This is a genomic window from Azospirillum sp. SYSU D00513, from assembly GCF_017356015.1.
Classification (GTDB): domain Bacteria; phylum Pseudomonadota; class Alphaproteobacteria; order Azospirillales; family Azospirillaceae; genus Azospirillum.
Genome location: NZ_JAFIQV010000014.1, coordinates 96,339 through 109,745, shown reverse-complemented (window position 1 = coordinate 109,745; position 13,407 = coordinate 96,339). Strand labels below are relative to the sequence as shown.

The window sequence follows — 13,407 nt, the reverse complement described above, 5'->3', positions numbered from 1 at the left end:
CGGTCAGTGAAGCTCGACGACGCCTTCGGCGAGCCAAACCATGTGTTCGAGCGCCGGGTCCGGCATGGTCAGCGCCTTGCCCTTCGGCACGACGGTCCGCCCGGTGTTGTCCAGCACGGGTCCCCGGAAGACCGCGGCGTTGCCGTTGGCGAGCTGCATGCGCGCGGCGTCGGCGTGGGCCCGCGCCTCCAGCATCACGGACGGTCCATAGGGCGTGTTCCGCACATAGCCTTCCTTGAAGCCGCCGCGGATCACGCGCGGCCAGGGCTGGCCCGCGGCGATCCTGCGGACCACGTCCATATAGGCGTTCGTCCAGTTCCACTCCGCCCCGGTCAGGAAATTGTCAGGCGCGATGGCGGACAGGTCGGAATGCACCCCGCAGCACAGCAGGTTCCAGGCGGCCGCCGTTTCCAGCACCGGGCGCGGCCGGAGGACATGCGGGACCAGCACGTCCGCTCCGCGGTTCACCAGCGCATGGGCCGCCGCCGCGACCTCCTTCGGCGTCGCGTCCTGGCCCGCATAGGCGAGCTGGACCGTCACGGCCGGGTCGGCGCGCTTGGCGCCGAGCGCGAAGGCGTTGACGCCGCGCAGCACCGAAGAACTCGGGTGCGAGGCGACGAGGCCGATGGTCTTGGAAGCGCTCGCGTAGCCGGCGACGATGCCGGACACATGCTGCGCCTCGCTCAGGAAACCGTCATAGAAGCCGACATTGTCCGGCAGGCGCATACCCTCCATCGGTGCCGCGCAGAGCAGGAAGGCCGCTTCCCGGTGGGCGTCGGCATGGGCCAGCAGGGAGGACAGAAGGTCCCCCGGCGCCGTGACGAACACCACGCGGCAGCCCCGGCCGCGGACCAGATCCTCCACCGCCGCCGGCAGCCCGGCGGGCTCCGCCTCGATCTCCTCCAGCCGGACGCCGGGAATCGTGGACAGCGCCTGCGCGGCATCCGCATGGGCCTGGTTGTAGCCGAAATCCGTCCGGCTGCCGCAATAGGCGACGCCAACCGCCAGGGGCGCCCCAGTGGACGCCGCCATGGGCGCCTGGGCCAGGACCTCCGGGGCGAGGGCCGCGTGCGCGGCCGTGGCCAGCGCGGCGGCCCCGAAACCCTGCAAGATCCGTCGGCGGTTGAAGTCCATCTCTGCCATACAGCCTCCTGTCGACCGTATGACTATAGCGGGAGGTGCTTCTTCATTCATCCTTAAACGTCGCCGGTCCCCGGCGGGGGATCCGCAGGGGGCCGGAGCGTGCCGTTCCGGGCCGCGACTCAGGCGGCGTCCTTATGGCGGTGGCGCTCGTACAGGAAGCGGAGCACCTCGCCGCGACAGTGGATGTAGGTCGGGTCCTCGGCCAGCGACAGCCGGTGGCGCGGCCGCGCCAGCGGGATCTCCAGCACCTCGCCGATGGTCGCGGCCGGGCCGTTCGTCATCATCACGATCCGGTCGGACAGAAGCACCGCCTCGTCCACGTCGTGGGTGATCATGATAACCGTGTTGCCGAGCTTTGACTGGATCTCCATCAGGCTGTCCTGGAGATGGGCGCGGGTCAGCGCGTCGAGCGCTCCGAACGGCTCGTCCATCAGCAGGACCTTGGGCTGCATCGCCAGGGCGCGGGCGATGCCGACGCGCTGCTTCATGCCGCCGGAGATTTCCTCCGGATACTTCTTCACGGCATGGTCCATGTGGACGAGCGACAGGTTGTGCAGCGTCCATTCATGGCGCTCGGCGGCCGACTTGGTCCGGCCGAACACCTTGTCCACCGCCAGCTTCACGTTGTCGTAGACGGTGAGCCAGGGCAGCAGCGAATGGTTCTGGAAGACCACCGCGCGGTCGGGGCCGGGTTCGTTCACCTCCCGGTTCTCCAGCAGCACGCCGCCGGCCGTGGAGGTCAGCAGGCCCGCCACGATGTTCAGCACCGTGGACTTGCCGCAGCCGGAATGGCCGATGATGGAGATGAACTCGCCGCGGTCGATCCGCAGGTTCACGTCCTGGAGCACGACGGAGGTCATCTTGCCCCGCTTGAACTCCATGCCGATGCCTTCGAGGCTGAGATAGGCGCTCATGTCGGTATCCTTGTCTTCCGGGGACGGGATCTTGGCGGGATGAAGATCAAGACCGGGTACTGCGGCCGGACACGCGCGCCCCCAGGGCGCCGATCATCCGGTCGAGCAGGAAGCCGACGATGCCCACATAGACCAGCGCCAGGATGATCTCGCTCATCAGCGAGCTGTTCCAGGCGTCCCAGATGAAGAAGCCGATGCCGACGCCGCCGATCAGCATCTCCGCCGCGATGATCGCCAGCCAGGACAGGCCGATGCCGATGCGCAGGCCCGTGAACATGTAGGGCACGGTCGCCGGCAGCATGATCTTGAAGAAATACTCCGGACCCGACAGGCGGATGACGCGGGCGACGTTCCGGTAATCCTCGGGGATCTGCCGGATGCCGACGGCGGTGTTCAGGATGATCGGCCAGACCGAGGTGATGAAGATCACGAAGATGGCCGAGGGATCGGCCTGCCGGAAGGCGGCCAGCGAGATCGGCAGCCAGGCGAGCGGCGGAACCGTGCGCAGCACCTGGAAGATCGGGTCCAGCCCGCGATGGGCGAGGCTCGACTGACCGATCAGCACGCCCAGCAGGACGCCGACGACCGAAGACAGGGCAAAGCCGATGGCGACGCGCTGCAGGCTCGCGGCGAGATGCCAGAACAGCCCCTTGTCGATGCCGCCGTTGTCGAAGAACGGATCGACGATCAGCTCCCAGGTGTCGGTGACCACCTGGGAGGGCGGCGGCAGCAGGGCGCCGGGCAGTGAGCAGAGCGCCTCCCACAGCGCGATCAGGATGGCGAGCGCCACCATCGGCGGCACCACGGTGGAGGCGAGGCCGCGCAACCGGTCGGGCAAGGTGCCGATGAAGCCGGCCATGGCCGTTCCCAGCCGGGCGGAGAAGGACGGGGCTGCCTCGGCGCGCGCCTCGGAGTTGGAATAGATCGTCATGGTTCCTGAACTCCCGTGATCAGACGCGCGTGATGGCGAGCGACTTGAGGTAGGACGCCGGATCGGCCGGGTCGAAGACCTTGCCGTCGAAGAAGGTCTCCTTCCCGCGCGAGGTGCCTTCCGGCATATCGGCGGCGGCGACGCCCAGCGCCTTGGCCGCGTCGCGCCACAGATCCTCGCGGTTGACCTCGTCGATCAGCTTCTTCGCGTCGAGGTCGGCGGGCTGGTAGCCCCAGCGGATGTTCTCGGTCAGGAACCACAGGTCGTGGCTCTTGAAGGGGTAGGAGGCGAAGTCCTTCCAGAACTTCATGATGTGCGGGCTGTTCTCGACCACCCGGCCGTTGCCGTAGTCGATGGTGCCCTGGGAGCGGCCGAGGATGTCCTCCACCGGGACCTTGAACCACTCGCGCTTCGCCAGGATCTTGCACATCTCGGCCTTGTTCTCGGCCTTGTCGCACCACATCGCCGCTTCCTGGACGGCCATCAGGATGGCCTTGGTGGCGTTCGGGTTCTTCTCGACCCAGTCGGCGCGCATGCCCAGCGCCTTCTCGGGATGGTCCTTCCACAGCTCGCCGGTGGTCAGCGCCGTGTAGCCGATCTTCTGGTGGACGAGCTGGGCGTTCCAGGGCTCGCCCACGCAGAAGGCCTCCATCGTGTCCACCTTCATGTTGGCCACCATCTGCGGCGGCGGCACGACGATGGTCGAGACGTCCTTGTCCGGATCGACGCCGTTGGCCGAGAGCCAGTAGCGCAGCCACATGTCGTGGGTGCCGCCGGGGAAGGTCATGGCGCACTTCACTTCCTTGCCCGCCGCCTTGAGCTTGGCGAACTCCGCCTTCAGCCCCTTGGCGTCGGTGGTCAGCCCCAGTTCCTTGTACCGGTTGGAAACGGAGATGCACTGGCCGTTGGTGTTGAGGCGGGCCAGAATGACCATGGGAAGCTTCTGGTTGTTCTTCGTCACCTTGCCCGTGCTGATCAGGTAGGGCATCGGCGTCAGGATGTGCGCGCCGTCGATGCCGCCATTGGCCGAGCCAAGTTCGATGTTGTCGCGGGTGGTGCCCCAGCTCGCCTGCTTCTGCACTTCCACGTCGGGCATGCCGTGTTTGGCGAACAGGCCTTTTTCCTTGGCGATGATCAGCGGGGCGGAGTCGGTGAGCGCGATGAAGCCGAAAACCGCCTTCGTCGTCTCCGGCGTGGCGAGCGGCGCCGCCCAGGCCCCGCCGGGGAAGGCGCTGCGCGCGGCCGAGAGGAGCGCCGCCGTTCCCAGCGCACCCGCCGTGCCGGTCAGCAGACGGCGGCGGGAGAGGCCGGTGTTCGTGGCGCTCGGAGAGATCGTCTTCTCAGTCATCTCGCACATTCCTTCAGTGAGGCCCTTCAGTGAGGCGGCCTGGATCGAGGCGGTGGTGAGGCGTGGGTTCGAAGCTGGTCGGCCCTGGTCGTGGCCCGGGTCTGGGGCGGGGCCGTCGTGATGGCGCGTGGGGCTCGGCATGAGGTGCTCCCGGAAAAAAAGCACAAAAAAAGGCGGCCAAACGTCAGGCGGAACTCCCACCTGCGTTCGGACGCCATTATCCGAGGCCGGCCCATCTTGACCCGGCGGCTGTCTCGCGCGGTGCGCCGTCGTCAGCGCTCCGCTCGACCGCCGCATCGACGCCATTGCCGATGCGAACGAAAAGCTATTTGCAGTTACCGTGCCAACTGGAGCGGAGTTAAGAATAACCTTGTCTGGTAAGGGACGTGGTCACCGTCACTCCTTGCCCTTCTCTTCCTTCCCCTTGCCGCCTGCCCCAATGCGAAGCAAAGGATGCCAATTATTTGGGCTGCGAAGGTAACTGCACCGAGAATAGGCAGAAAAGGCGGAAATAGGGGTTTTCCGGCCCTGTTTCCACGCTCATATGTCGAGCCCCAAGTCGAGATTCGGGGCGCTGTGCGTCAGCCAGCCCACGGAGATCATGTCCACGCCGCTCTCCGCGATGGCGCGGACCGTCGCCAGCGTGACATTGCCCGATGCTTCCGTCAGCATGCGCCCGTCCACCATGGCGACGGCGCGGCGCAGCGTCGCCGGGTCCATGTTATCCAGAAGCACCACGTCGGTGCCCAGCGGAAGCAGTTCCTCCAGCTGCTCCAGCGTATCGACCTCGACCTCCACTTTCACCATGTGGCCGATGTTGGCCCGCACCCGCTCGACCGCGGCACGCACGCCACCGGCGACGGCGATGTGGTTGTCCTTGATCAGCACCGCGTCATCCAGCCCGAAGCGGTGGTTGTGGCCGCCGCCCAGCCGGACGGCGTGTTTTTCGAGCAGCCGCAGGCCGGGCGTGGTCTTGCGCGTGCAGACGATGCGCGCCTGCGTGCCCTCCACTTCGCGGACCAGCGCGCGCGTCGCCGTGGCGATGCCGGACAGCCGTCCCATGAGGTTGAGGCCCGTCCGCTCGGCCGTCAGCAGCGCCCGCGCCCGGCCGGACAGGGTCGCGATGGTCCCACCCGCCGGCACGTCGGTGCCGTCCGGTTGGGTAACCTCAATCTCCATCGAAGGATCGAGCAGGCGGAAGGCGATCAGCGCCGCCTCCAGCCCGGCCACCCTGCCCTCCTTCCGGGCGGCGATCCGCGCCGCCGTCCGCAGGTCCGCAGGCACGATGGAGTCGGTCGTCACGTCGCCCGCCCGGCCGAGGTCTTCGAGGAGCGCCGCCCGGACGAGCGGCTCGATGGTCAGAGGATGGAGCATGCTGCGTCTCCGGAAGCCGGATCCCCAGCCACGGCCAGGGCCGTGACGGGTGCGGACAGGTCGTTCAATGTGATGGTGTGACGTCGGGCGGCGGGGTTCTCCGCCGGCCAATCGCTGCGGAAATGGGCGCCACGGCTCTCCTCGCGCCCCAGGGCGGCGTGGAGCAGCAGGCGCCCAACCAGGGCCCGGTTGCGCGCCTCGCCCCAGCGGCGCACGTCGTGATGGGAAACCGCCGGCGCGGTTCCCAACCCCTCCAGCATGACGCCGATCCGGTCGAGCCGGGCACGCGCGGCCCGGAGCCCCGCGCCGCTGCGCACCAGCCCTGCCCCCTCGTACAGGACGCGGCGGGCTTCCGCCGCCATGGCATCGACCAGCGGCATGGCCGACCGGCCGGCGACGCGCGGCGGTTCCGGTAAGGCGAAGGGCGCCGCCGCAACCGCAGGCGCCTTCGCCAAGTCCTCGGCGACCCGCGCGCCAAAGACCAGCGCCTCCAGCAGCGAATTGCTGGCGAGGCGGTTGGCGCCGTGCACGCCCGTGCAGGCGACCTCCCCGCAGGCCCAGAGCCCCTCGACGCTGGTCCGCCCAGCGGCGTCGGTCACCACGCCACCCATATGGTAGTGCGCCGCCGGCGCGACCGGCACGGGCTCCTCAAAGGGTCGCAGGCCATGCGCGGCGCAGAGCGCCAGGACGGTCGGGAAGCCGCCGGGCTTGGCCGCGAGAGCCGGACGCAGGTCGAGGAAGACCGCCTCGCCCGCCGCGACCCGCCGCCCGATTGCCCGCGCCACGATGTCGCGGGGCGCCAGCTCGGCCAGCGGGTGTTCCGCCGCCATGAAGCGCCGCCCTCGCCCATCCAGGAGGGTGGCGCCAGCACCGCGCAGCGCCTCGGTCAGGAGCGGTGCCGGGTCGCGATCGACGGCGAGTGCTGTGGGGTGAAACTGGACGAACTCCAGGTCGGCGAGATGCGCCCCGGCACGCGCAGCGAGTGCCAGACCGTCCCCCGTCGCTTCCGCGGGGTTCGTCGTGCGGGCGAAGGCGGCGCCGATGCCGCCGGTCGCCAGAACCACGCGGGAGGTCCGGTGCAGGACCCAGCCCTCGGGATGGTGGGCCATCACTCCCCGCACGCGCCCCCCGCCGAGCACGAGGTCGGTGGCGAAGGCGTTCGTCTCGACGCGGACGGCGCCGGATTCGCGCAGCCGCCGCGCGAGCGCGGTCACCAGCGTGCGGCCGGTGGCGTCGCCGCCGGCATGGACGATCCGCGCCATCCCGTGCGCCGCCTCCCGACCGAGGCAGACCGCGCCGTGCGTGTCCCGGTCGAAGGGCATGCCCTCTCCGATCAGCTCCCGGACCCACCTGGCGCCCTCGCGGGTCAGCAGGCCCGCTATGGCCGGGTCCACGAACCCGGCACCCGCCGCGACCGTGTCGGCGGCGTGGAGCGCCGCATCGTCGCCCGGCCCGATGGCGGCGGCAATGCCGCCCTGGGCGTGGAGGCTCGACCCACCGGGCAGCTCTTCCGTCTTCGTCAGCAGGACGACCGGCCCGGCCCTCCCCGCGTTCCGCGCGAGGTTCAGCGCGGTCACGAGTCCGGCCAGCCCGGACCCGATCACGACGACCCCCGCCTCGCGCACCGCATAGCCGCTGGTGGCGCTCATGATCCCCTCCCTTTGGCCGGAGTTACCGGGGCTTGACGGCGAGCATGCGGCCGACGGCCCGGCGCGCCGGTTCCGCGAGAGCCGGATCGATCTCGACGCGCGGCTCCAGGGTGCGGAGCGCCTCCAGGATGTTCGCCAGCGTGATGCGCTTCATGTGCGGGCACAGGTTGCAGGGGCGCACGAACTCCGTGTCCGGAGAGGAGGCGGCGACATTGTCGCTCATCGAGCATTCCGTGACCATGAGGACGCGCGGCGGGCGCTTTTCGGCCACGAAATCGATCATGCGGGCGGTCGAACCGACGAAATCCGCCGCTTCCAGCACGTCCGGGGGGCATTCCGGGTGGGCTATGACGACGAGACCGTCGAAACGGCCACGGAAATCCTCAATCTCGGCGCCCGTGAAGCGCTCATGCACCTCGCAATGGCCCTTCCAGGCGATGATCTCCACATCCGTCTGTGTGGCGACGTGCTTGGCCAGATACTCGTCCGGCAGGAAGATGACACGCGGAACGCCGAGCGATTCCACCACCTCCACGGCGTTGCCCGACGTGCAGCAGATGTCCACCTCCGCCTTCACGGCGGCCGAGGTGTTGACGTAGGCCACGACCGGCACGCCCGGATAGCGTTCGCGCAGAAGGCGGATGTCGGCCGAGGTGATCGATTCGGCGAGCGAACAGCCGGCGCCCGTGTCGGGGATCAGCACCGTCTTGGATGGATTCAGCAGCTTGGCGGTTTCCGCCATGAAATGGACGCCCGCCACGACGATCACGTCCGCGTCGGTCTCCGTCGCCCGCGCGGCCAGCGCCAGGCTGTCGCCGACGATGTCCGCCACACCGTGGAAGATCTCCGGCGTCTGGTAATTGTGCGCCAGGATCACCGCGTTCCGCTCGCGCTTCAGCCGGTTGATCTCATGGACCAACGGCGCATGAAACGGCCACTCGACCTCCGGCATCACGCGCTTCATGCGCTCGTAGATGGGGCGGGTCGCGCGCGCGACCTCCGGGCTGTAAGTAAGTTCGGCGGCTTCGGCCATCACCTTCCCTCCAAAAAATGCTCAGAAAGAGCAAAAACCTATCTGCTCGATATGAGCATATTGTTTTCTGCTCATCAACGTCTCATTGAAAAGGCCAGAATAGAGGACGTCTAATCGACTTCGACGTGTGTTTTTGCCGAAACATTCCCTTAGCCCATCACAAAGCCCCTATCAGTAATAGCTATTTGGTGGTATACCCTGTAGGATAGGGTGCCTTGATGATGTGAACCGAGGGAATCGTGCTGAAGACAGTCAAACTTTCTTTGAACGCTTTTCCTGGGATTCCAAAATCATTGAGAGATCCTGTTAAGGGAGACGCTGCTTCAAAAATACCAGTTAACTTGGCAGACCTATATCACCAGTACTACTTAGATAGCTGGGGTGTTAGGCCGCCGATTCCAGATCCAGCGCATTTTGAACACGTGCGCTACCTACTGCCTTGTTCTGATTTTCGTTTCTCGAAGCAGGGTCTCGGAATTGCGAAAACGTTCAAGGGCAATAAGTCAAATGAACTCGGCCAAGCCTTCTGTCGCTGGTTCCTAAGTGAACACTTGGACATCCATTACATAGCACACCTTGAGTCCGTGCGCGACCATGGTGCCCTTACCGACTACGGCGGTGTTTCCGTGCATACTAAGGAGAATGGGGAAGGTGATGCCCCCGATTATTTTTGCGTGTCAAGAGATAATAATATCTACCTCGCTGAGGCGAAGGGCACTCGACACGCAGTGGGCTTCAAGACGAAGGAATTCCAAGCTTGGCGTGACCAGTTCAATCGGGTGACGGTAAACGATTCGCAGGGTGAGCCTGCTAAGGTGAAGGGTTACATTGTAGCCATGCGCTGGGCAATGGAAACTGACAGTGCAAAAATCTCTACTACTCTGTTAGCAGAAGACCCTGAGACCTTAGGCGAACGGCCACTCGGTAGTGATAGCTTGGGTTTGGTGTTTGCGACGAAGTCGATTCACTACGCCTCAAGTCTACAGCGCCTGCGCCAGCCGTTAATGGCGCAGGCGCTGCTGCGGGGTTTCACAATCCCTGAAGAACTCCAGTTTCAACTAGTCGTATGGAAGTGCCTACTGCCACCCTTAGACAAGCTTCAGTTCGTAGGAGGCTATTTCCCTGACTCCCCCGGTCTTCCCCCAATCAAACTGACCCCAGAGGGCCAAGTGATATTCCATCCAGCGGACCCTTTCCGGCTTGACATCGGCTCGGGAACTTTCTTCGGAATTGAAAAACGGACATTCAAGATCCTAGCTGAGGCTACGCGTACCGGTCCTCACGCGGTGGCACAGCTAGAACCCTTAGAAGGTAGTCGGTTTGCCGAAAGCAGCCTGAGCCTACTTCGCGACGGGCACATACTGGGTCCAGTAGATTTTTTCCGACCAGTCGAAGTTATTACGGTCTAGTTCTACGCTGTTAAATTAGTAAAATTCCACTTTTCTGGTCAATTATAAAGCCGAGGTTTTTTTTAAAGCGGGCTCTATGCCCACTCTACGGCATCGACTTACAACCCTCCTGACCGGCACATGAGACTCGGTCAATTGGAGTGGCTGCTCCGCCAGTATTTTTCTCCGTCAATGCGACCCTCAGTTCCCCAATTTAAAATACTTCCTAGTGAGCATCCGGAGGCAGCGCGCCCGTGCTCGTGCGCTCCAGCATGGCCTCGCGCCGGAAACGGTAAAGTTCCGCCGGGCGTCCGCCGGTCTGGCTCTGGAGTTGGCCGGTGGGCTCGACGAGGCCGCCGGCGATCATCAGCCGGCGGAAGTTCTGCTTGTGCAGGCGGTTGCCGGACAGCGCCTCCACCACCTGCTGCAACCGGTGCAGGGTGAAGGTCGGGGGCAGAAGCTCGAACACGATGGGGCGGTATTTCAGCTTGCCGCGCAGGCGCTCCAGCGTGGCGGCGAGGATGCGCCGGCCGTCGCGCGCCATGGGACGGCCGAGCGCGCGCGGCATGTCCAGCCGGCCGGCGCCGGGCTCCTCCACGCCGGCCCGGCGCTGAAGGTCGCGGTCCCGGAAGGACTCGACGAGCAGCCCGGCCTCGTACAGCAGCTCATAGCGCTCCAGGACCCGCTCCCCGTCCCACTCCGCGCCGTCCATCGCGAAGGCGAGGTGCGCGCGCTCCTTCCGGCGGGCACGCGCCCGCTCGTCCGTCTCGACCGCGATCCAGCGCTCCAGCGCGGGGCGGATGACGCTGTCGAGGATGGCTGGCCGCTCCTCGCGCCAGTCCTCCCAGGGGAAGCAGTCGTAGAGGTCGCGCCATTCGGCTCCACCGCCCAGCGCCGCTTCCCGCACCAGGGCGAGATAGCCGACCACCACGGACCGGGCGCCGCCGAACAGCTCGTGCGGGTCGCGGTGGCGGTCGCCGAAGGTGTAGAGCTGTTCCACATAGCGCAGCGACAGGCCGGACAGCCCCTCGGCCACGGCGCGGACCCCGTCCTGGAGCGTGCGGAAACGGTTGGGGTCGAAGGGTGCTCCCGGAAGGGCGTCGCGGTGCGGCGGGGTCTCGTCGCCGCGCCGGAAGGGCTCGGGAATCTCGAAGCCGCTGCGCACGACGACGACGCGCGGGCTGGTGCCGGCCACCGCCACGATGGCCACCGTCAAACCGAGCTGCGTCCCGTACGCCACACCTGCCTCCCCGCCCCGAACCCGGCGCGGAGCATACGCATCCCGGACGCGCGAATCATCCCCGGAAAAGGCGTCTCAGCGGGCGTCCCAGTTGGCGAGCAGCTGGCGTTCCTCGGCGGTCATGCCGCTGACGTTGCCCGGCGGCATGGCCGAGGACAGCCCGGCCTGCTCGCGGATCTGCCGGGCGTGGCGCCGGATATCCCCGGCATTGTCGAGGCGGACGCCGCGCGGCGGGTGGGCGATGCCGTCCCACACCGGCTCGGCCGCGTGGCACATGCCGCAGCGGGTCATCACGACCTCCTCCACCTGCGCGAACTCGACCGGCACAGGGGCCGGGACTGCGGCGGCCTCCGCCCGGCCGGCGGGGCCGAAGCTGCTCAGCCAGACCATGACGGCGAAGCCGGCCGCCGCGACTCCCCAGGTCCACCAGGGGGTGGGCCTCCCGGCGTGGCGGGAATTGAAGAAGTGCCGGATGGCCGCACCCATCACCAGCACCACGGCGACGATCACCCAGTTGAAGCGGGTGGCGAAGGCCAGCGGGTAATGGTTGCTGATCATCAGGAAGATGACCGGCAGCGTCAGGTAATTGTTGTGCAGCGACCGCTGCTTGGCCTGCTTGCCGAGCGCCGGATCGGGGCTTTCCCCCTTCAACAGGGCGTTCACCACCTTGCGCTGGTTCGGGATGATGAGCATCGCGACGTTGGCCGACATCATGGTGCCGATCAGGGCACCCACATGCAGCAGTGCCGCCCGCCCGCTGAACAGCTCCGTGAAGCCCCAGGCCGCCGCGACCAGGAAGGCGAAGCCGACGAGCGCCAGCGCCGTGTCGTTGCGGCCGAGCGGCGACTTGCAGAGCCGGTCATAGACGACCCAGCCCAGGACCAGCGTGCCGACACTGACCGCGATCCCTTGCCAGGGCGTCAGCTCCATCACCGTCGGGTCGATCAGGAACAGGTCGGCGCCCGCGTAATAGAGAACGCAAAGCAGGAAGAAGCCGCTGATCCAGGTGGTGTAGGCCTCCCACTTGAACCAGGTCAGCTCCTTGGGCAGCCGGTCGGGTGCGACCAGATACTTGACCATGTTGTAGAAGCCGCCGCCATGGATCTGCCAGGCCTCGCCCGCCGCCTTGTCGGGCAGCCCCTCGCGCCGCCGGAGGCTGAGGTCCAGATGCACGAAATAGAAGGAGGACCCGATCCAGGCGATGGCGGTGATGACGTGCAGCCACCGCACGGCGAAGTTGATCCATTCCCAGAGAATCAGGTCCATCGGCGAAAAACCTTCCTAGTCGCTGCGGCAAGGCGGGATGCGGGGCCGGGCTGCGGCAACGCTCCTGACCCTTCTTCGTAGCCTGCGCCGGCCCGCGCCGGAAGGCGCGCGATTTTTCAGCACTTTAAAAAATTCCGCAAAGATGGCCGGAAATGGCAGTCTGCCCGCCGGAGGGCAGTGATGGCGTTGCTTGAGAACATGCGTGTCTTCGTCCGGGTCGTCGACCTGGGCAGCCTGTCGGCGGCGGGGCGAAGCCTGCGGCTGTCGCCGGCGGTGGTCAGCCACAGGCTGCAAAGCCTGGAGGAGCATCTGAACGCCCGGCTGCTCAACCGCACGACCCGCCAGGTGCAGCTCACCGAGGCCGGCCAGGTCTTCTACGAGCATTGCCAGGAGGTGCTGGACGCGGCGGAGCGGGCGGAAAGCAGCGTCGCGGCCATCGGCGGCGCCCCGGCGGGCAGCCTGCGCGTGACCGCCCCGCTCGGCTTCGGGCGGCAGGTCCTGGCGCCTCTAGTGCCGAAGTTCCGCGAGGCCCACCCGCTGGTCGATGTGCGGCTGCGCCTGTCCGACCACATGCTCGACCTCCTGCGGGAGGCGGTGGACGTGGCGATCCGCATGGCGGTCCTGCGCGATTCGAGCCTCGTCGTCCGCCGCGTCGGCGAGCTGCGCCGGGTCCTCTGCGCCGCCCCCTCCTATCTGGAGGAGAAGGGCACCCCGGCCCGGCCGGAGGATCTGCTGGACCACCACTGCCTGCTGCTGCGCTTCCCCGGATCCCAGCAGTACCACTGGACGCTGCAGGGCGAGGGCGGGCCGATGACCCTGCCGGTGTCCGGCCGCTTCGACGCGGACGACGGCGACGTGCTGACGCAATGGGCGGTCGAGGGCCAGGGCATCGTCCTGAAGCCTCTGTGGGAGGTGGCCGGCCATCTGGAGAGCGGGGCGTTGCGCACCATCCTGCCGGACAACCCGCCGGAACCGGTGAGCCTTGCGGTTCTCTACCCGCATCGCAATCTGTTGCCGGCGAAGGTGCGGGCCTTCACGGACTTCCTCGTGGACCATCTGCGGGCCGACCTGACCCGCCGCCATCCCGACGCCCTGTTCTGACCTGATAACCTTCTTTCCCT

The 13,407-nt window shown here is 66.8% G+C and carries 11 protein-coding genes; 2 read left to right on the top strand and 9 right to left on the bottom strand.

The window, feature by feature from the left end:
* Positions 1–3: 3 nt before the first annotated feature.
* From JUB11_RS12825 to nadA, 7 genes are all read right to left on the bottom strand, one after another.
* Positions 4–1,143: a BMP family ABC transporter substrate-binding protein gene (locus JUB11_RS12825; RefSeq protein WP_207458934.1), complete on the bottom strand. Its 1,140-nt coding sequence runs from the start codon at positions 1,141–1,143 to the stop codon at positions 4–6.
* Between the two features lie 119 nt (positions 1,144–1,262).
* A complete protein-coding gene (locus tag JUB11_RS12820) occupies positions 1,263–2,057 on the bottom strand; it encodes an ABC transporter ATP-binding protein (protein ID WP_207458933.1) in 795 nt (264 codons plus the stop codon).
* Positions 2,058–2,103: 46 nt separating this feature from the next.
* Positions 2,104–2,988 (bottom strand): nitrate ABC transporter permease, encoded by an 885-nt coding sequence (gene ntrB, locus JUB11_RS12815; RefSeq protein WP_247887014.1) that lies wholly within the window; start codon positions 2,986–2,988, stop codon positions 2,104–2,106.
* 19 nt (positions 2,989–3,007) lie between these two features.
* The gene (locus JUB11_RS12810) at positions 3,008–4,336 is read right to left on the bottom strand and encodes a CmpA/NrtA family ABC transporter substrate-binding protein (RefSeq protein ID WP_207458932.1); all 1,329 of its coding nucleotides are present in this window, start codon (positions 4,334–4,336) and stop codon (positions 3,008–3,010) included.
* Positions 4,337–4,876: 540 nt separating this feature from the next.
* Entirely contained in the window at positions 4,877–5,710 is an 834-nt protein-coding gene (gene nadC / locus JUB11_RS12805) for a carboxylating nicotinate-nucleotide diphosphorylase (protein ID WP_207458931.1), read from the bottom strand.
* Positions 5,695–7,359, bottom strand: a complete 1,665-nt coding sequence (locus JUB11_RS12800) for an L-aspartate oxidase (protein WP_207458930.1) — start codon at positions 7,357–7,359, stop codon at positions 5,695–5,697. The genes nadC and JUB11_RS12800 overlap by 16 nt, the downstream gene beginning before the upstream one ends.
* A 22-nt stretch (positions 7,360–7,381) precedes the next feature.
* Positions 7,382–8,392, bottom strand: coding sequence for a quinolinate synthase NadA (nadA, locus tag JUB11_RS12795; RefSeq protein WP_207458929.1), 1,011 nt, complete (start codon positions 8,390–8,392; stop codon positions 7,382–7,384).
* Between the two features lie 239 nt (positions 8,393–8,631).
* On the opposite strand from nadA, the gene JUB11_RS12790 reads away from it, so the two are divergent.
* Complete coding sequence (locus tag JUB11_RS12790) at positions 8,632–9,801, top strand: hypothetical protein (RefSeq protein ID WP_207458928.1); 1,170 nt, start codon at positions 8,632–8,634, stop codon at positions 9,799–9,801.
* 205 nt (positions 9,802–10,006) lie between these two features.
* Here the strand turns inward: JUB11_RS12790 and JUB11_RS12785 are convergent, their stop codons facing one another.
* A complete protein-coding gene (locus JUB11_RS12785) occupies positions 10,007–11,020 on the bottom strand; it encodes a hypothetical protein (RefSeq protein WP_207458927.1) in 1,014 nt (337 codons plus the stop codon).
* A gap of 75 nt (positions 11,021–11,095) precedes the next feature.
* Entirely contained in the window at positions 11,096–12,286 is a 1,191-nt protein-coding gene (locus JUB11_RS12780) for a urate hydroxylase PuuD (protein WP_207458926.1), read from the bottom strand.
* A gap of 180 nt (positions 12,287–12,466) precedes the next feature.
* On the opposite strand from JUB11_RS12780, the gene JUB11_RS12775 reads away from it, so the two are divergent.
* Positions 12,467–13,387 carry a LysR family transcriptional regulator gene (locus JUB11_RS12775; protein ID WP_207458925.1) on the top strand — a complete coding sequence of 307 codons (921 nt, stop codon included), beginning with the start codon at positions 12,467–12,469 and terminating at the stop codon, positions 13,385–13,387.
* The last annotated feature ends 20 nt before the right edge of the window (positions 13,388–13,407 follow it).